General features: G+C 44.9%; 13 protein-coding genes. 3 read left to right on the forward strand and 10 right to left on the reverse strand.

Annotated elements, in window-relative coordinates:
- Window positions 1-87 precede the first annotated feature (87 nt).
- The 4 genes from glnA to HF312_14190 all read right to left on the reverse strand — a co-directional run bounded on the left by glnA (window position 88) and on the right by HF312_14190 (window position 3,169).
- Window positions 88-1,527 carry a type I glutamate--ammonia ligase gene (gene glnA, locus HF312_14175; GenBank protein MCU7521364.1) on the reverse strand — a complete coding sequence of 480 codons (1,440 nt, stop codon included), beginning with the start codon at window positions 1,525-1,527 and terminating at the stop codon, window positions 88-90.
- Window positions 1,528-1,576: 49 nt separating this feature from the next.
- On the reverse strand, window positions 1,577-2,023 hold the full coding sequence (locus HF312_14180; GenBank protein MCU7521365.1) for an Lrp/AsnC family transcriptional regulator: 447 nt from the start codon (window positions 2,021-2,023) through the stop codon (window positions 1,577-1,579).
- Between the two features lie 161 nt (window positions 2,024-2,184).
- On the reverse strand, window positions 2,185-3,009 hold the full coding sequence (locus HF312_14185) for a glycosyltransferase (GenBank protein MCU7521366.1): 825 nt from the start codon (window positions 3,007-3,009) through the stop codon (window positions 2,185-2,187).
- A 7-nt stretch (window positions 3,010-3,016) separates the two neighbouring features.
- Complete coding sequence (locus tag HF312_14190) at window positions 3,017-3,169, reverse strand: hypothetical protein (GenBank protein MCU7521367.1); 153 nt, start codon at window positions 3,167-3,169, stop codon at window positions 3,017-3,019.
- Between the two features lie 144 nt (window positions 3,170-3,313).
- Here HF312_14190 and HF312_14195 point away from each other — a divergent pair, with 144 nt between their 5' ends.
- Entirely contained in the window at window positions 3,314-5,305 is a 1,992-nt protein-coding gene (locus tag HF312_14195; protein ID MCU7521368.1) for a tetratricopeptide repeat protein, read from the forward strand.
- Between the two features lie 49 nt (window positions 5,306-5,354).
- Window positions 5,355-6,110, forward strand: a complete 756-nt coding sequence (locus HF312_14200; protein MCU7521369.1) for a hypothetical protein — start codon at window positions 5,355-5,357, stop codon at window positions 6,108-6,110.
- A gap of 75 nt (window positions 6,111-6,185) precedes the next feature.
- Here the strand turns inward: HF312_14200 and HF312_14205 are convergent, their stop codons facing one another.
- The 3 genes from HF312_14205 to HF312_14215 are packed head-to-tail and all read right to left on the reverse strand — an operon-like array spanning window position 6,186 to window position 8,601.
- Entirely contained in the window at window positions 6,186-6,344 is a 159-nt protein-coding gene (locus tag HF312_14205) for a hypothetical protein (protein MCU7521370.1), read from the reverse strand.
- A gap of 20 nt (window positions 6,345-6,364) precedes the next feature.
- Window positions 6,365-6,781, reverse strand: coding sequence for a hypothetical protein (locus tag HF312_14210; GenBank protein MCU7521371.1), 417 nt, complete (start codon window positions 6,779-6,781; stop codon window positions 6,365-6,367).
- Between the two features lie 2 nt (window positions 6,782-6,783).
- Window positions 6,784-8,601, reverse strand: coding sequence for a carbamoyltransferase (locus HF312_14215; protein MCU7521372.1), 1,818 nt, complete (start codon window positions 8,599-8,601; stop codon window positions 6,784-6,786).
- A gap of 218 nt (window positions 8,602-8,819) precedes the next feature.
- On the opposite strand from HF312_14215, the gene HF312_14220 reads away from it, so the two are divergent.
- On the forward strand, window positions 8,820-10,115 hold the full coding sequence (locus HF312_14220) for a hypothetical protein (protein MCU7521373.1): 1,296 nt from the start codon (window positions 8,820-8,822) through the stop codon (window positions 10,113-10,115).
- 55 nt (window positions 10,116-10,170) lie between these two features.
- On the opposite strand, the gene HF312_14225 is transcribed toward HF312_14220, so the two are convergent.
- The 3 genes from HF312_14225 to HF312_14235 are packed head-to-tail and all read right to left on the reverse strand — an operon-like array spanning window position 10,171 to window position 17,619.
- Window positions 10,171-11,181 carry a UPF0164 family protein gene (locus HF312_14225; GenBank protein MCU7521374.1) on the reverse strand — a complete coding sequence of 337 codons (1,011 nt, stop codon included), beginning with the start codon at window positions 11,179-11,181 and terminating at the stop codon, window positions 10,171-10,173.
- Between the two features lie 34 nt (window positions 11,182-11,215).
- Entirely contained in the window at window positions 11,216-14,773 is a 3,558-nt protein-coding gene (locus HF312_14230) for a hypothetical protein (GenBank protein ID MCU7521375.1), read from the reverse strand.
- 35 nt (window positions 14,774-14,808) lie between these two features.
- A complete protein-coding gene (locus tag HF312_14235) occupies window positions 14,809-17,619 on the reverse strand; it encodes a TonB-dependent receptor (protein MCU7521376.1) in 2,811 nt (936 codons plus the stop codon).
- Between the last annotated feature and the right edge of the window lie 77 nt (window positions 17,620-17,696).

Genomic DNA, 17,696 nt, shown 5'->3' on the forward strand with positions numbered 1-17,696 from the left:
CTTTATCCGCCCATAAAAACCCGGTTCATCACTCCGAGTATGTTAGCTATTCACATTTCAGCTTAAAAATATATACTTCCTAAAAATTTATACGTCATAGTACATCTGGAATTCAAAAGGATGCGGCTGAAGAGCCATCGGCCTGATTTCCTTTTCAATTTTCAGCTTGATCCATGCCTGTATAACATCTTCAGTAAAGACGTCGCCTTTAAGGAGGTATTCATGATCCTCGGCAAGTGCTTTAAGAGCTTCTTCGAGGCTTCCCGGAGTTGAAGGCACACCCTTTAACTCTTCAGGAGACATGTCATAAATATCCTTATCGAGCGGATCTCCCGGATCCAGCCTGTTAACAATTCCATCTATGCCTGCCAGCATTATTGCACTGAAGGCGAGGTAAGGATTAGCTGCAGGATCAGGGCACCTGAATTCAACTCTTTTTGCCTTGGGGCTTGTTGAGTACATAGGAATTCTGATCGAAGCGCTTCTGTTGCGCTGTGAGTAAGCCAGGTTAACCGGAGCCTCAAAGCCCGGTACGAGCCTCTTATAGGAGTTTGTAGTCGGGTTGGTAAAAGCAAGCAGTGAAGCGGCATGCTTTAAGAGTCCGCCAATAAAATAAAGTCCCATTTCGCTAAGGCCGGCATATCCTGTTCCGGCAAAAAGGGGCTTGCCGCCTTTCCAGAAGCTTGTATGAACGTGCATACCGCTTCCGTTGTCGCCAACGATCGGCTTAGGCATATATGTAACCGTACGGTTATTTATTCTGGCTGTATTCTTGACGATATACTTAAACATCAAAAGCTGGTCTGCCGCCTTGACGAGCGGCTGATAGCGGAGGTCGATTTCGCATTGTCCGCCTGAAGCAACCTCATGGTGCTGAGCTTCAACTTCAATACCGCAGTTGATGAGGTTCATAACCATTTCGTTTCTTAAATCCATGAGCTGGTCTGTAGGGGGAACCGGGAAATAGCCTTCCTTATACCTGGGTTTATAGCCGAGGTTAGGGTTTTCCTCCCTGCCGCTATTCCACTTGCCTTCAATTGAATCGACCTGATAAAAGCTTCCGTTAGGCTGAGTATCGAAGCGCACGTCGTCGAAGACGAAAAATTCTGCCTCTGGGCCGAAATAAGCCGTGTCAGCTATACCGGTTGACTGCAGGAATGCAACAGCCTTCTGTGCAATTGAGCGCGGGCAGCGGTTATATTTTTCCTTTGTTGCCGGTTCGTAAACGTCGCATGTAAGGCTTATGGTCGGGATTTCAATAAACGGGTCAAAGAACATTGTTTCAGGATCGGGAATAATGAGCATATCGCTTTCATTTATAGCCTTCCATCCGCGCATTGAGGAGGCGTCGAATCCGAATCCGTTATCAAATGAAGAGTCTTCCAGCTGTGTAACAGGAACAGTCAAATGCTGCCACTGCCCCGGAAAATCCATGAACTTTAAGTCTACAAATTTTATATCATTTTCCTTTATAAAATCAAACACCCTTTCCCTGGATGTTCTAACTCTGGGCTTTGCTTTTGCCATTTTCTTCTTTCCTATAATTTGTTTTTCAATCTTATCCGTTAATTAAATATTATATATCAAGCGTTGAAGTTTCTTTAATTGTCGAAAGTATGAAACTTGTAACGGTGCGTGTAACACCGGGCCAGGCTTGAATCTGTGTAAGGAGTTTTTCAAGTGAATCGGAATCCTTTACTACAACTTTCAATATATGGGATCCTTCACCAAGAGCCGAATAGCACTCAAGAATCTGAGGCATCTTCTCCACGTTTGATCTCAGCTCTTTGTAATGTTTTGAGGATTCCATTACAACTGTAATGAGGGCCATGATATCGAAGCCGAAGGCTTTTCTGTTGAGCCTTGCGTAATAGCCCTCAATAACGCCGTTTTCTTCCAGTTTGTTTAATCTTTCGCTGACAGAGGGAATTGAAAGTCCGATGTGCTCGGCAAGTGCGCTCCTTTTCATTCGTCCGTTTTTCTGAAGCGCTCTAAGTATTCTGAGATCCAGTTCGTCCACTATACCGCCTTAATTATTTAAGTATTTCTATGATTTCTCCTTCAAATATAAGGTTTTCAGATTTTTATATCAAGTTCCGAGGGGAAAAAATAAAGAAAAAAATTAATTTTTTAGCATGAGTGAGCAAAAAAACAGATTTTTTAAAGGAAAGTATGCAGAAAAGCTTAAATCTTTGATTCCTGACGGAGGATTCCGAATGGGGTAAAGGATTCTTTTGATTCCTTAATTTTTCTGAAAAGTTCCAGGTTTTCTTCCGGGCGCGCCTGAAGAACGTGATAGAGGTGGTACTGGACTGCCATGTGGTTTATGGATTTAATTTCAACGCCTTGAAGCTCCAGGCGGAACTGAACGTCGCTATCCTCTCCGATTGAAGGCTTCTCATAGCGCTCATCAAAGCCGTTTATTGAGAGAAAATCTTTCTTGTGGAGCGAGAAGTTGCACCCCACGATCCCTCTTTTCTTTTTGTTGAAGAAACGTCTTAAGCTCTCCGACTCAAAATAAAAACCTTTTTCCACGTCGAACGATTTTCCGAAGATCCCGTCAAAGATCAGAATGGGGAGTTTCCGCTCCAGGAAGCCGTCTTTAACGGAGTGATAGCTGAGCATTTTTGTAATTTTTTCCGAGAGGTTAACCCTGCGTCCTGCAAGGCAGGCTCTTTCCTGGCGGTTAATGAAGTGTTCTTCAACAAATTTGCGGTGCGGCACACAGTCGCCGTCAACAAATATAAGGTAGTCTGAGGCTGAGGCAGAAATGGCGCTGTTAAGGATCTTATTTTTGCGGAAGCCCTTATCCTCATGCCAGAGGTGTACTACGGGAAAAGAAGCCCCGGCAGAAAGCCTCTCAATTTCAAGCGTCACATCCTCTTTTGAACCGTCGTCGGCAATAATAATTTCAAAATCCTTAAACGTCTGTCTTTCGAAGCCTGCAAACAGGAGCCTCAGGTAGTCGATCCTGGCATAAAAAGAAATAATAACGGAAGCTTTTACCATTTTACGTTCAGTGTCCTTTTGTCTCAATTTGTTCCTTTGTATCCAGTTTTACCTTCCGCCTGTTATACTTCTTTTTCCCTTCCTCCACCTTGGGCGGTTTCTGCGGAACGGGGATCCTGCTTTTGCTTTTATCAATTTTAATTTTAATTTTCTTTTCCATTTTACCAGATACGGATTGTGCTTGAGTTTTTTTTGTACTTGTCTTACTTTACGTCCTCTCAGAGTAAAATATAGGCAAAAACAGTTTCATTCATAAAGGCCAATTTGCCTGACAAATTTAATATAAAGCGTCACAGGAGCTATTTTGAAAAATATTTCCAAAGAGCAAAAACGCAATAGCGAAAATAAAGATAAATCGGCAAAGAGTAAAACCAAAGCTGAAGCGGTTAAAAAAAACAGCGAGACTGAAAAAGCCGGTCCCATTAGCGGGAGAAAATATCCCGTATGGTTTTATTTTGTTCCCGTACTCATACCGGTTGTATTTTTTATACTTCTTGAAGGGGGCCTGAGGCTTTTCCATTACGGCAGGGATATAGAGACATTCATAAAGATATCGGCCGACTATCCCGACATGCTTTTTATGAATCCCCAAATTCCTTTCAGATACTTCAGCAACATTAAAACCGCTCCCTCGGTTATACCCGACGGTTTTAAGGAGGTAAAAAACGATTCTACCTTCAGAGTCTTTGTGCTCGGTGAAAGCAGCACCGCGGGCTGGCCGTTTGCTCCTAACGCATCTTTTTCGCGGCACCTGAAAAGAAAACTTACACTGCTCTACCCCAAGAACAATATTGAAATAATAAACCTCGGAATAACCGCCGTCAACACGTATACAATGCGGGATCTTATGCCGGACGTGCTTAAGCAGAAGCCCGACCTCATAATATTCTACAACGGGCACAACGAGTACTACGGGGCTCTTGGAGCGGGTTCATCGGAATCCATAGGCAAATCACGCTTCCTCATAAACCTCATGCTGAGGCTGCAGAGATTCAAGACCTTTGAACTTGTAAAAAACGTTATAAGGTATTTTGCCGGAATATTCCATGGCTCCTCCGGGAATGCTGCAGATGATTCAAATGAAACTCTTATGTCAAAAATGGTAGGCGAAAGCCTCATTGCCTATAATTCCGAGACCTATCTTTCAGGGCTAAAGCAGTTTGAAGACAATATGCGCGACATGCTTGACATGGCTAAAAAAGCCGGTGTGCCTGTTATTCTTGGAACTCTTGCAAGCAACCTGAAAGACCAGTTCCCTTTTATTTCCGTAAATGAACCAGGCCTCGAACGGGCGGACAAGGTTTACAAGGAAGCCCGGGAATCCTTTGCAAAGGGGGATTACAAAAAGGCCAGGGAGCTCTTTATTAAGGCCAAGGAGCTTGATGCACTAAGGTTCAGAGCTCCTGAAGAAATAAATAATATTGTACGAAAGCTTTCACGGGAATACGGCTGCCCTGTGGCACCTGTAGAAGAAGACTTTGAGGCAGCAAGCCCTGAAGGAATTACGGGCAATAATCTTATGGTCGACCACCTGCACCCCAACTTAAAAGGTTACCAGCTGATGGGAGAGTCGTACTACAAAACGATGAAGGAACATTCCCTTCTTCCCAAAGGAAGCCAGGCAATAAGCGAAAAGACGGCCGACAGCACCTTAAGGGTAAATTTCCCTTTTACACGCCTGGATTCAACGGTTTCAGACATAAGGCTCAGGATACTTTTAGGGTCGTATCCTTTTGTTCCCAAAGGAAGCCCCAATCATCTGCTGGAGAACCTGAAGTTTAACGATTTTGTGGACACTTTGGCAGGACTGATAATTGACAGAAAGACCTACTGGGAACCCGCACACATCAAAGCCGCGGAATATTTCTTAAGGAAGAAGCAGTTCGGGGCATTTAAGAAAGAGATGAACGCAGTTATAGAAGAGCGCCCGTTCAATGAAACTGCATACGGATACACGGCTGAAATGCTGATTAAGGCAAATCTTTTCAGAGACGCCATCCCATACCTGAAGAAACTCCAGGCCTTAAAGCCGGGAGCTTATTCAACTAAATGGCTGGGACTTCTGGCACTGGATGGAAAAAATTATAAGGAAGCGTTATATTATCTGGAAAGCAGTCTTCAATATGCGCAGAATGATCCGCAGGTGTGGTATAATCTGGCCGGGGTCTATTTCAACCTGAAAAATAATAGTAAGGCAATTGAGGCGTTAAAAAGGTGCCTGGCAATTAGTCCCGGTTACAACGCGGCCAGAGTCTTTTATGCACAGCTGATGGCTGCTACAAGGCAGAAGAAATAATTAAAACATAATGACTTGAGAAAGTAAAAACAAAAGTACAGATGACAATATGAAGACCTTATTTTTGGGTTCAGGGTATGTGGGAGACTATTTCAGGAGGCTGTATCCATATTCGATACACACCTCGCGATCAAAAGAAAAGCTGCGCCACCAGATAAGAGGCGTGATATTCGACTCTGGGCTGCCCGAAACGTGGAATAACCTGAGCAAGGCTAAACCTGAAGGAATTATTATTTCATTCCCCCTGACCGATAGCACGGCGGAGTTAGACACATTCCTTAGGACCTTAACAGACAAGATAGTAATAATTGGGACTACAAGTGCATTTAAGGAAGATCTGAAAGTCATTAAAGACGACTCCCCTTTGGACCCATATAACAAAAGGGCTGCAGCCGAGGAAAGCTTCCGCCTTAAAGGGGCTGCAGTTCTCCACAGCGCCGGCATTTACGGCGAGGGAAGAAATCCGCTCAACTGGATAAGGCAGGGATTGATAAAGGACCCGGAAGGAATTGTAAACCTCATTCACGCCGAGGACCTTGCGCGGGCGTGTAATTTTCTTCTGGAGGATTTCCGGCCGGGAGAAAGATATGTTATAAGCGACAATCATCCATACCGCTGGCAGGACATAATAAATTATGCGCTTGAAAGAAAGATGATTTCGGACAGTCAGCTGCCTGCTTTTGAAAAAGCTGCCGCAAAGGGGAGGCAAAAAGAAGTAAGGCCGTGCAGGCTGCAGGAGGAAGGGTTTACACTCAGGCACCCGGAGCTTTTCCAGGAACTAAGAAAGCTTGAAGAGCCGGCTTAAAAAAAATGCCGGCCCCTCTGATTTAAGCTCATTTGCTTTAAGCTCACACATTTAAGCTAAAAAAAGAATTCCTAATCAGAAAAGAGCATAAATAAAAGGCGCCAGTGCCGAACCCTGCGTAATAACAATCAGCCCGCCCAGAAGAACAAGTAAGATTACAATTGGAGCAAGCCACCATTTTTTACGCACCCTGAGAAACGACCACAGTTCACCAAGTACTGATATTTTACTCATATAATTTTAAACTCCAAATCTTAAAATTGTTTTTCCGAGCCGGCCGGGTCATAATTCTTAATTGCCCTGTAATTCCAGTAGCTGACTCTTTGCCTGTCAATTTTTGTATCCAGAAACTTTTTCCCCGCTGCTCTGGCAATCAGCGCGATCGGAGTAATTACCAGGTAATAGAGCACTGAAAGTATAAGCCTTGTGGATATCCATCCCATCAAAACAGCCAGACCCATCCAGGCTTTCTGGAAAGGTTTCAGAACAACGGGAAACATATAAGCAAAGACTATTAAAGCCAGTCCTGCAATTGCAGAGTAGGGGTAGTAATAGGATTTGCCTATTATAAGTATCACGGCAATTACAATAAGTGTAATACCCATTGTAATACCGAACCTTTTAAGGTCACTTTCAGAGCTTTTTATGTTTTTAATTTCCTGTAATATCATGGCTAATCCAGTTCAAATTCCTTTTTCCATTCTGTGTCGCCCATTAAGGGCTGCTGCTCCTCTTTTTTAAGCAGGAAATTCCCCAATAAAAGATAATCCATATCGGTGCGCATAAAGCACCTGAAGGCATCCATCGGGGTGCAGACGATCGGTTCGCCTCTTACATTAAAGGAGGTGTTTACAATAACCGGGCAGCCGTATTTTTCATAAAATCTTTTTATTGTCTCATAGTAGAGCGGGTTTGTATCCTTATGCACCGTCTGAATGCGTGCCGAATAATCCACGTGCGTAACGGCCGGGATATCGGAACGGACGATGTTGAGCTTACTTATGCCGAAGAGTTTTAGTTCATCTTCAGTCATCTGCCTGCGGCGTTCCTCCTTAACCTTTGCAGTAAGGAGCATATAAGGGCTGGGGCGGTCAATTTCGAAATATTCGCACGCCTTCTCGCTTAATACAGACGGCGCAAAGGGGCGGAAGCTTTCCCTGAACTTGATCTTGAGATTCATCACCGACTGCATTTTGGCCGAACGCGCGTCCCCGATAATTGATCTTGCGCCCAAAGCGCGGGGGCCAAATTCCATTCTGCCATTAAACCATCCGATTACTTTTTCATCGTTAATAAGACCGGAGACCTTCTCCGGAACCTCAGCATTTGAAATCCTTTCATAAGGTATGGAATTACCTTCCAGGAATTCCAGAATTTCTTCACTTCCAAATTCGGGGCCTAAGAATGAGCCCGACTGAAGGTCATTTATCTCGTCGGCAGTTCTTTCCTTTGATAGGTACTGGTGCCAGAGGAACAGTGCTGAGCCCAGTGCCCCGCCGGCATCGCCTGAGGCAGGCTGGATCCATATATCCTCAAAGGGTCCTTCTTTTAAGAGCCTTCCGTTGGCAACGCAGTTAAGCGCAACACCTCCGGCCAGGCAGAGTTTTTTCATCCCTGTTTCTTGGTGGATATGGCGCCCCATCCTGAGCATCACTTCTTCTGTAACGTCCTGAACCGAGCGGGCAAGATCCATTTCAAACTGTGTAAGTTCACCTTCAGGCTTTCTGGGTTTACGCCCGAAGAGCTTGTCAAAGCTGCCGTTTGTCATCGTAAGGCCGGCCGCATAATTAAAATACTTCATATTCATCTTAAAGGAGCCGTCTTCCTTCAAGTCCATGAGTTCGGAAAGAATGAGGTCCTTATATTTAGGCTCTCCGTAAGGAGCGAGCCCCATGACCTTATATTCTCCCGAATTAACCTTAAAGCCTGTATAGTATGTAAATGCCGAATAAAGGAGTCCCAGCGAATGTGGGAATTTCATGTCGGCAATAATTTCAATTTTATTTCCGCGTCCTGTTCCGTAGCTGGACGTGGTCCATTCCCCCACGCCGTCAACAGTAAGGAAGGCGGCTTCACGAAAGGGTGAAGGGAAGAAAGCCGATGCGGCGTGTGACTCGTGGTGTTCGGGAAAGATTACTTTTCCCTTATAACCCAGTTTTTTCTCCAGCAGGTCTTTAATCCAGAGCTTCTCCCTCATCCAAAGAGGCATTGCCTTAATAAAAGAGCGTATCCCTTTGGGAGCCGAGGCAAGATATGATTCCAGCAGTCTTTCAAATTTAAGAAAAGGCTTATCGTAAAAAGCCACAAAATCGAGGCTGCTGCCTTTGATATTCGCGTAATTAAGGCAGTATTCCACCGCCTTTTCGGGGAAAGAGTAGTCGTGCTTTTTGCGCGAAAAACGTTCCTCCTGCGCAGCAGCAACTACTTTTCCGTCGCAGACTAAGCATGCGGCGCTATCGTGATAAAAAGCTGATATTCCGAGGATATACATGTTAAATTCTACATAATTACGAGTACGTAAAAATAGTAGATTATGAAACAATATCAACAATAAAATTTCCCTATAAACGCCCGGGGGCAGCTTTTTTAAGCAGGAAAATTTACCTGGCGGTGTAAAAAAATTGGAAGCGTATATCATTTCTTTATATTATTTAATATTGAGGCATGCCAGGAAACGATTGTTTAACTCCAGAATGATTCCGGTGAATTATGTCTTTGCTGAAAATGATGTTTAAGCAGAAAAGGGCATTTTCTTTTGATTCCACGACGCAGGAATCAGACGCTGCGGGACTTCCCGGCACTTCCAGAAAGCCGCCAGCTTATTTTTATGTTATTCTTATACTAATCCCCTTTATGTTCTTTTTCTCTACAGAACTCCTGCTCAGTCTTTCGGGCTACGGGCGCCCATATGAGCAGTTTATTGAGGTCATTCCGGGTAAACTTATGCTTAATCCTGAAATTGCAAAGAGGTACTTTTACAGGAATACCACCGTACCAAAACCTATTGAAGATCTTTTTTCCAAGAAAAAGCCTGAGAATTCATTCCGTGTTTTTATACTGGGTGAAAACTGTGCCGCAGGATTCCCCTATCTTCCCACCTCTTCATTCTCCAGGTATTTAGAGCGCCGTCTTAAGGATGAGTACAATAGGTCAAAAATTGAAGTAATAAACATGAGCATTATGGCAATAAACAGTTATGCCTTGAGGGATTTCATGCCTGGAATACTCAGGCAGAAGCCTGACGTCATACTTATTTATGCAGGGCATAACGAGTACTACGGCGCCCTTGGCGCTGCCTCAACGCTGCCTCCCGGGCGAAGCAGGCATTTGACCAACCTCATGCTTTACCTGGAAAGATTCAGGACTGTAGAACTAATGAGTGATTTTGTAACCGTTATCTTCCGCCTGTTCAGGCACGACAGGCAGTTCGGTATTGTCTCCTCTGAAGTTACTTCCGACCAGGAGATCCCATATAACTCCCGTTTGTTTCAGGAGGGAGTACTGCAGTTTGAGGGGAACCTGCGCGACATACTGTCCATGGCCCAATCTTCCGGCGTACCTGTTGTACTGGGCACACTTGTGTGCAACTTAAAGGACCAGCCGCCTTTTATCTCCTCTTCAGGCAAGGACCTGCCTTCAGCAGAAGAAACTTTCATAAGGGCCTTAGGCAAGCTCAAACTAAATAAGACTGACGAGGCCGATTCGCTCTTCCGCTTTGCAAGGGACCTGGATATGCTGAGGTTCAGGGCGCCTGAAGAGATGAATTCTGTAATCAAGTCGCTTGCGCGTGAGTTTAATTTTCCCCTGGTTAAAATTGATTCAGTTTTTGATTCCATCAGCCCTTCAGGCATCACGGGAAACGATCTAATGACTGACCATCTTCATCCAAACCTTTACGGCTACCAGATGATGGGAGAGCTTTTTTTTGAGAAGATGAGGGATTCGGGAATTGTTCCTAAAACTGAACCTCCAATTGCATTACTGAAGAAGAATGGGTGGTTTTAAGCAAAAAAAAAGCCGGCTTATAAAAACCGGCTTTTTTTTAAGATACTGTAGAATTTTAGAAGCTTACACTCAGCGCATATTTAGAGATCTGCTTAAATATTCCGTAGTTCATGTAGCTGTAGTCAACTCTTGCCGAGAGCGGGCCGAAGTTGTAGTTAAGTCCCACACCTGCGGTCAGTCCTTCTTCAGCTGCCGTCTTAAAGAGTGAGTTATAGCCTACTCTTAAAGAGACAAGGTTTGACCACGTTACTTCTGTTCCCAGGTTCAGATATGATGACTGGTTGTTGGGGTAAATGGCATCTGAAGCCAGAGTAACCTTCCAGTCCTCAGTCTGAATGGCGTCCATTCCAAGGCCTACGGTGAAAATTAAAGGCAGTGTCCAGCTGTCTGTTCCAAGGTCAGAGACCACGTTATCGTTGTTGCCTGTATGGGCAGGATCAATATCCACGGGCTGCAGAAGGTCTTTGCCGCCCATCTGCATTTCAGTACCGAAGTTAGCGATATTCATACCTATTCTGAGGCCTTTGAGCTGAGTGGTAAACAAGAGGCCGATATCGAGAGCAAAAGCGCTGGCGCTTTCATTATAGATCCTCTGCTGAATGTATTTTACGCTGCCGCCGATAGAAAATCTGTCGGTAAGGTTTCTTGCATAAGACAGGCTGAAAGCTATATCCTGAGCGTCCCAGGTCTGTCCTGTACCATTAGGCTGGTCAACCGTTGTAATGGCCTCACTTCCGTAAGCAAGCTGGTTTACGCTCAGGCCTACAGTATTATCGTCATCTAGCTTAATTGCAAGGCCGAGCCAGTTAAGGTTTGTATTTACGAGCCATTCCGAGTGTACGACGCTGAATTCATTTTTCGAAAGGCGTGAGAGCCCTCCGGGATTCCAGAAAGAAGTTGTTGCGTCATTGGCAACAGCCACAAAAGCCCCGCCCATTCCGGTAGCCCTGGGGCCTACCGGAATAGTAAGAAAATTTGCAGCAGTGGTACCAACCTTCGACTGAGCCATAAGAATGTTGGTACCGAAGAGGACGAGTATAATTACTTTTATTATATTTTTATTCATTTTTAAACTCCAGTAGAATTTCATGGAAATTCATTTACTTAATGATAGCTATTTTGCCGTACTTCTTTTCACTGATGCCCGGAGCTTCAACCACGTAGAAGTAGACGCCGAAGGCAACATCCAGACCTTCCTTAGTTCTCAGATTCCAGGACAGGCTGCCGCTATTGTAACCGCCATCCTGCTGGAGTGTCTGAATATGGCTGCCGTCAGATGAATAGATATTAATTCTGGCATTAGGCGGCAGATTAATAAAGTTAATTACTCTTTCACCGCGGCCTCTTATCTGAGAGGGCAGCGGCTGTTCGAACGTATTTGTAACTATGTACGGGTTAGGCACTGCTTTTACGTCATTCAGCTGAGTCTTTGCCAGCGCCGCATCGTATGAAGCGGCTGCAGTAGTAAAAGTAAATTTATCCCTGCTGGTAAAAGGTTTAGTGAATCTGACGAACAAAGTGTCACCTCCACGGGGTACATAAGTGCTATCTTTTGAGAATGTAATCCACCATGAAATTGTCTTGCCTTCCCTGTCGGAAAGAAAGATTCTGTCGAGCTTTGAAAGTGTATCCTGTGCTGCACCGGCAGCATCGGCAAAACCGAACTGAACTCTGACCGGATTTGCCGGTTCGGTTATGTCAAAAACCTTAAAGTTCAGCTTTGTCTTGGCAGGTACAGCTTTTGACCCGTAGGAAGCGAGCTTGTTTGATGAATCTTTGTACTCATCCGAGAAAACCAGCATATAATCGTAAGGATAATTAATACTTACAATGCCGCTGTAGTTTGCCGGAGTAACATTAAAGCCAAGATTATTGGGGCGGTTTTTATTCCAGCCGCTCTTTGAAGCATCCATCTTAATTGAGTCAAGTGTCTGGTATCTTGTGTCGAAAGAAAGCTGGAGCCCGTCAAAAATGTCGCCGTTTGTTGCAAGCATCTTCTTGTTATGCGAAATGATAGTATCTTTTGTCGACAGATTAACCACGTTGTACGCATATGCAAAACTGACACCTTTTACGGTTGAGTCGTTAAAGAATACCTCATAAGATGCATCTTTTATCTTTGTAGGATCAATAGTTGCGTAATAAGGTACGACTGTTGAACTGCCCAGTGTGTGTTCCAGTTTAGCGCTGTTTTTAGGAGGAACATAACCGGCAACAGGAGCATTAGGAACAACAGACAATGTATTTGAAGTATATGTAAGGATGCCTTCAACGTTTTTGGAGATAGGCTTGTTGTTTTCCGACGGGAATATGTCGGCAATAGCCTTACCCCTGTCGTAAGCGCAGACGGCGTAATAGTATGTTCTGCCGTTTTCAACGTCATTATCCACAAATGTGTTCTGAATACCTGAATCATCACCAAGATAGAAAGGCATACCGTTATTCAGTGTATAAAGCTGAGGTGAAGCAACAAAGTATCCTGTAATATTATTCTTCAGGTCAAACTGAACGAGCGGAACATAGCCTTTTTTCTGTCCCGTACCGTCAGAGATCTGTTTTGCGTCTGTAAAGTCAGGATCAGTTCCCTTGTAGATCTTGTAACCTTCAAAGTCTTTTTCCTTTGTAGTAGGATCGATTGAGTTTTCGGCAACCTTATCCCAGTAAAGTGTCACCTTATGGTCGCCTGCAACAGCGCGCAGTGTAGGCCTGTCGGGCGGGGTCGGGAAGTTATAGTTTGCGTTATAGATAATCTGAGCGACCTGTTTGGTTTTTAAGACTCCCTTGAAGTCATCGCCATAACAGAGTGCAAGGGAGAAGTCCTGAGTATTACCCGGCAGAAGCGGGAAATAGCCCGAGCCGTATACAAAGTCGCCGTCTTCGCCGCGTGTAGCCTGGCCGTTGACAAATATTTCAGGCACGTCAAAGAAGCCGGGACGCAGCCTGCCCCACATTTCCTCGTTATTGTTCATGTGGATTCCACTTGCAGGGGCAAAGTACTGGAAGTTGGTCAGGCCTATCTGATCCGACTCATGAACGTCAGTAACGTCAAAGTTTGGTTCTCCGGGTGTCGGTACGCCGTCGCCTTCACCCATATCATGTGTATTGGCTTTTCCGTCGGCGCCGACGTCATCAACGAGTTTTCCGTTTCCATAAATCCATTCGCCGGTCACGGGGTCACGGCTCCAGTCGCCGTCGTTATCGAGTCCGTCATTTCTGGACTCGTCAATCATGAGATCCTGCCTGCCGTGGCTGTTTAAGAATTCCTTGTACTGTACCGGGGCAACCTGGTCTATTAAGACCACGCCGCTTTTCAGTGCTTTTTTGAACTGTCTGTAGTCAACCTGGTAATTTTCATCAATAAGTCCATCCAGGTCGTTATCAAAGCCGTCTGAAGCATTTGCGTTCAGGTTACCCGTGGAAGGATCAACGTTGCCTTCAACGAGTTTAGTCTTACCCGGTTCGAGAACGAATCTTTTTCCCATCGAGTAAACAGTATCCGTACCGGCCTGAACTGTAAACTGCTCTCTAACATAATCACCCGAAGGGGTAATTGTAATTTTAACAAGTTTATCTCCCGCGTTGACTGTCCTGGCATCGAAGTCAGAGGCGGTAAAGAAAGGAGCATCAGGCGTAAAGTTCCAGTATTTTTTTACGGCTGAATTGTCGTCTCCATCGTTATCAATCCCGTCGTACTGATTTCCGGGAGATTCCAGGAATGCATAGCCGACGTAACCCACGGCACTAGGATTCGGCTTCCATCTAGGGTTGTCAATTGGGTTAATATAGTTACCGAAATCCCATGTATATGTCATAGACTCTCTGACGTCGAAGTAGGAAACGTCATCGCTGTACTCATTTCCTTCAATACCGACGTAGGTACCAACAAGGAAGCCGAAGACGGTCTGGTCGTAGAGAGTAGTGCCGACATTTTTAACAGAATAAACCCAGAAGAGTGTATTTTCAGCCAGCGGGTTAGCCCACTGTAGTCCTCTTACCTTAACCTGAAGGGCCTGTCCTTTTCTTGTATTATCGGTGCTGTCGGGTAAGAATCCGTAGAGCGTAAACATGTTTTCGTCCATGTTGTCATCCATCATAAAGAAGCTTTCCTGGTCGGCATGAATCTGTCCGCGTCCGAAGTAGCCGTTCCATTCAGCCTTGCCCAGTGAGTCTTTCCAGTCCGGATGATCCGGCCAGAAAGCAGGCCATGTCTGCGGGTTGTCGCTGAAAGCAATACCCTTACCGACAACATTATATGACTGATTTAAGAATCCGGGGATTGGTGCAAAAGTCCAGCTTACGCCGCCGGTGCCCTTGCCGCCTCCAGGTCTGTCGACCGGGGTAATAACGACAGAGTGAATAGTGTCAAGTATTCCGTCTTTATTCCAGTCTTTAATCGGCAGGCGCACACCCATAAGGGGTGAAACGTCGCCAATATATCCATTATCGTCAAATTTCCAGGCTCCTCTGGGGCCGTCGGAACCGGGCTGGGCAATAACTCCTGAATTTCTGAAAACTGTTCTAACCTGGTTTCCATTATGCACACCCGTTCTGGCCCAGCTTCCTGTTGGGTCGCCCCTGCCGATCTGCTGGGCGAAAGAATCCAATTGGAGCATAAGGGCAACCAATGCAACTAATGGAAAGAATTTCATTATTTTCATGTCTATCCCGCTAAATATTTTAATTTCATTTACAATTAAAAGAAGAATGAAGCTCCGAATTCAACCCGGCGCGGTTCGCTGTACATGGTCGGGTTATTATAATATTCATCCAGTGTATTAACAATAGCCGGTTTATTCTGCAGGCGGAAATTATACTCATCGATAGTAAAATCAGCCGTTCCGCTGTCGTCATATACACCGACCTGGTTTTTAATGTCGAAGAGGTTATAAATACGTGCGAAGAAACTCAATCTATAATTTTCGAACAAGATAAAGTCCTTATAGGCTCTCAGGTCAACATTAAATGTTGCAGGTTTCATCTCGCTGTTTGTAAGGAGCGAAGAAACGTTTATAGAGCGTCTTGGGGTATAAGGGAATCCGCTTCCATATTCGCCAATAAAGCTGAAGCCCCAGTTATCCGGAGATGAATAGCTGATAGTTGCATTTACAGTGTGTGTCTGATCCCAGGCAAGCGGAAGGATCTGCATTTCAGGCCGCTGTCCGCTTGTGATCATGTTACGTGTAGCTGCAGGATCTGAAGCATTGCCCTTTGCAGTCATTAAAGTATAGTCAATAGTAGCAGACCAGTTGTTAGAGAATCTTTTTGTCAGCGTAACAATGATACCTTTAACAAATCCAAAGTCGCTGTTAACGTACTGGCTGTAGGTTCCTGCGCCGCCGAACATTCTTATTTCATCAGCTCTTGTACCGGCAAGGTCCCTGATATCCCTGAAGTATCCGGTAATGTCTACCGAAAGGTCTTCTGTCAGTGCCTGCTGGAGTCCAACTTCACCTGAAATAGTCTGTTCAGGCCTGAGGTCGGGGTTACCGGCGATGCCAAAGTTACCGGTACCTGTTGCAACGAACTTATATTCCGGATTGGTATATAAAAGATCAAAGTTAGGTATCTGGAAGAAGTGGCCGTAAGAAAAATGTATTACGCCGCGGTCTGTGATCGGGAAAGCCACGCCAAGTCTTGGTGAAAGCTGAACCTTTGAGGAAGCATCCTTATACCAGTAAGCTCTGCGTTCTTCCAGTGTCTTAGCCAGGTTTGCAGGATTTCTCGGCCTGTAGATATCAGGATCAGTAGGATCGGTAAGCACCTTTCCGTCCGGCTTAAAGTAATCCAGTCTCAAGCCGACATTTATAATAAGTTCAGAAAGTTCAATTTTATCCTGAAGGTAAGAAGAGAATTCAATCGGATTTCTGACGTATCTGTCAATGCCTGTGTTTTCGTTAGGGTTGTTGATATCCGGGATACGGTATCTTGCAAACGGATTTCCGCTTACGGAAGGATTTTCAAGTCCTGTTTCCTCGAGCAGATTAACGTTATCAAAACTTAATCTGTGTTTATTGAACTCGGCACCTACTTTCACCTGATGTGATTTTGTAATCTGTGAAGTAAGGTCGAACTTAAGGGCAGTTGAACCTGTTGTTCTCTTAAAGTGCTGTGTCTGGGTGCCGCCGGTGTTAAAAGTAGGTATATCGTTCGGCTGCTGTGATAAAAGAACGGAGTTTGTATACCTGGGGTCGTTAGGATCCTCGTAGACATACTGCCTGAATTCCTTGAAGAAATATGAGCCGTTGACAGTATAGAATGTATTAGCTCCCAGTGTATGTGTTAAAGATAAAATGTTTGTATTGCCCCAGCGGAATTTTTTATAATTTCCATCGGGATTAAATGTAAAGGCCTGGTCAAAATCCTGGTAGCTGACGTGGTCATAGATATAGTTATAAGTCAGCTTAATTTCAGGAAGCGGCTTAAATGTAAGTTTTCCCTGCCCATACATTTTTTCGTTCCAGTTCATTGAAACGAGTTTGCCGTCGCCTGCGGCCTGATAGGTCTTTCCGTCAATCGGGTTAACGACGGTAGGGTATCCCATAACAACCCATCTCTGGCTGGGGTCTGTTGCCGTGGCGTTATTTACAGTTATATTCCATGGGTTGAAGCGTCTTTCACCATTAAGCCAGCCGCCGAAATAAATATAGCGTGCATTGGCGTAGAAGTAGAGTACGTTCTTGATGATCGGGCCGCTGAGGCTTCCCTCGTAGTTATGGATTGAATTGGGGTTAAATTTATTTATGCCCCTGAATATATTTGTATGCGTGCTGGCGTAATCGCCGAAGTAGGTATTAAGTGTACCTGTAAAGTTGTTATCGCCGTCTTTGGTTGCGATATTGACGTATCCTGAAAGGGCGCGTCCGTATTCAGCGTTAAATGCGCCCGAGACGAACTGCATTTCCTGAATGGAGTTGGCGTTTACGTCAACTACGGTACCGCCGTCATAAACGTCAGTTACAGGAACACCGTCTATGGCATAAACAACTTCGCCAGAACGGCCGCCACGGACGTTACCGCCAACGACGCCGGCCTGAAGCTGGAGGACTTCCTGAAATTCAGTTACAGGCAGCGACTGGATTTCAGTTGCTCCTATGACTGAAGTTGATGCTGTAAGGTCTTTTGTAACCAGCGGGCGCTGCGCCACAACGACCACGTCCTGGTTCAGCTGAACGCTTGTTTCACTTAAGTCAAAATCAATTTTTGTGGTAAGGTCTATAGATACCTTAACGTTCTGTACAGTCGTGCTGTTATATCCGATGGCTGACGCCTTAAGGCTGTAAGTGCCGGGGGCTAAATTCAGTATGGAGTAATATCCGTCCATATCGGTGGCAGCACCCATGCTGGTGCCGACGACGACTATATTGACAAAAGGCAGCGGCTCGCGTGTTGCCGCATCGACGACCCTGCCGGCAATTTTACCTGTAGTGCCCAGAGCGCCGCCAAATGTAGTAGTTTGAAAAGAAAATGTGAGTAGCAAAGAAAAAAACAGAAGCAATTTTTTCATAGAGACCTCCGTAGAAGGAAGATATTTGTACTTACTGGATTCATGGCTTTTATATTTTAAAGAATTGAAGAAAACTA

It is taken from the genome of Ignavibacteria bacterium, assembly GCA_025612375.1.
Lineage (GTDB): Bacteria > Bacteroidota > Ignavibacteria > Ignavibacteriales > SURF-24 > JAAXKN01.

Coding starts and splice junctions, on each gene's coding strand:
- glnA (MCU7521364.1), bottom strand. CDS start 1,527: ATGGCAAAAGCAAAGCCCAGAGTTAGAACATCCAGGGAAAGGGTGTTT.
- HF312_14185 (MCU7521366.1), bottom strand. CDS start 3,009: ATGGTAAAAGCTTCCGTTATTATTTCTTTTTATGCCAGGATCGACTAC.
- HF312_14190 (MCU7521367.1), bottom strand. CDS start 3,169: ATGGAAAAGAAAATTAAAATTAAAATTGATAAAAGCAAAAGCAGGATC.
- HF312_14200 (MCU7521369.1), top strand. CDS start 5,355: ATGAAGACCTTATTTTTGGGTTCAGGGTATGTGGGAGACTATTTCAGG.
- HF312_14205 (MCU7521370.1), bottom strand. CDS start 6,344: ATGAGTAAAATATCAGTACTTGGTGAACTGTGGTCGTTTCTCAGGGTG.
- HF312_14210 (MCU7521371.1), bottom strand. CDS start 6,781: ATGATATTACAGGAAATTAAAAACATAAAAAGCTCTGAAAGTGACCTT.
- HF312_14215 (MCU7521372.1), bottom strand. CDS start 8,601: ATGTATATCCTCGGAATATCAGCTTTTTATCACGATAGCGCCGCATGC.
- HF312_14220 (MCU7521373.1), top strand. CDS start 8,820: ATGTCTTTGCTGAAAATGATGTTTAAGCAGAAAAGGGCATTTTCTTTT.
- HF312_14225 (MCU7521374.1), bottom strand. CDS start 11,181: ATGAATAAAAATATAATAAAAGTAATTATACTCGTCCTCTTCGGTACC.
- HF312_14230 (MCU7521375.1), bottom strand. CDS start 14,773: ATGAAAATAATGAAATTCTTTCCATTAGTTGCATTGGTTGCCCTTATG.
- HF312_14235 (MCU7521376.1), bottom strand. CDS start 17,619: ATGAAAAAATTGCTTCTGTTTTTTTCTTTGCTACTCACATTTTCTTTT.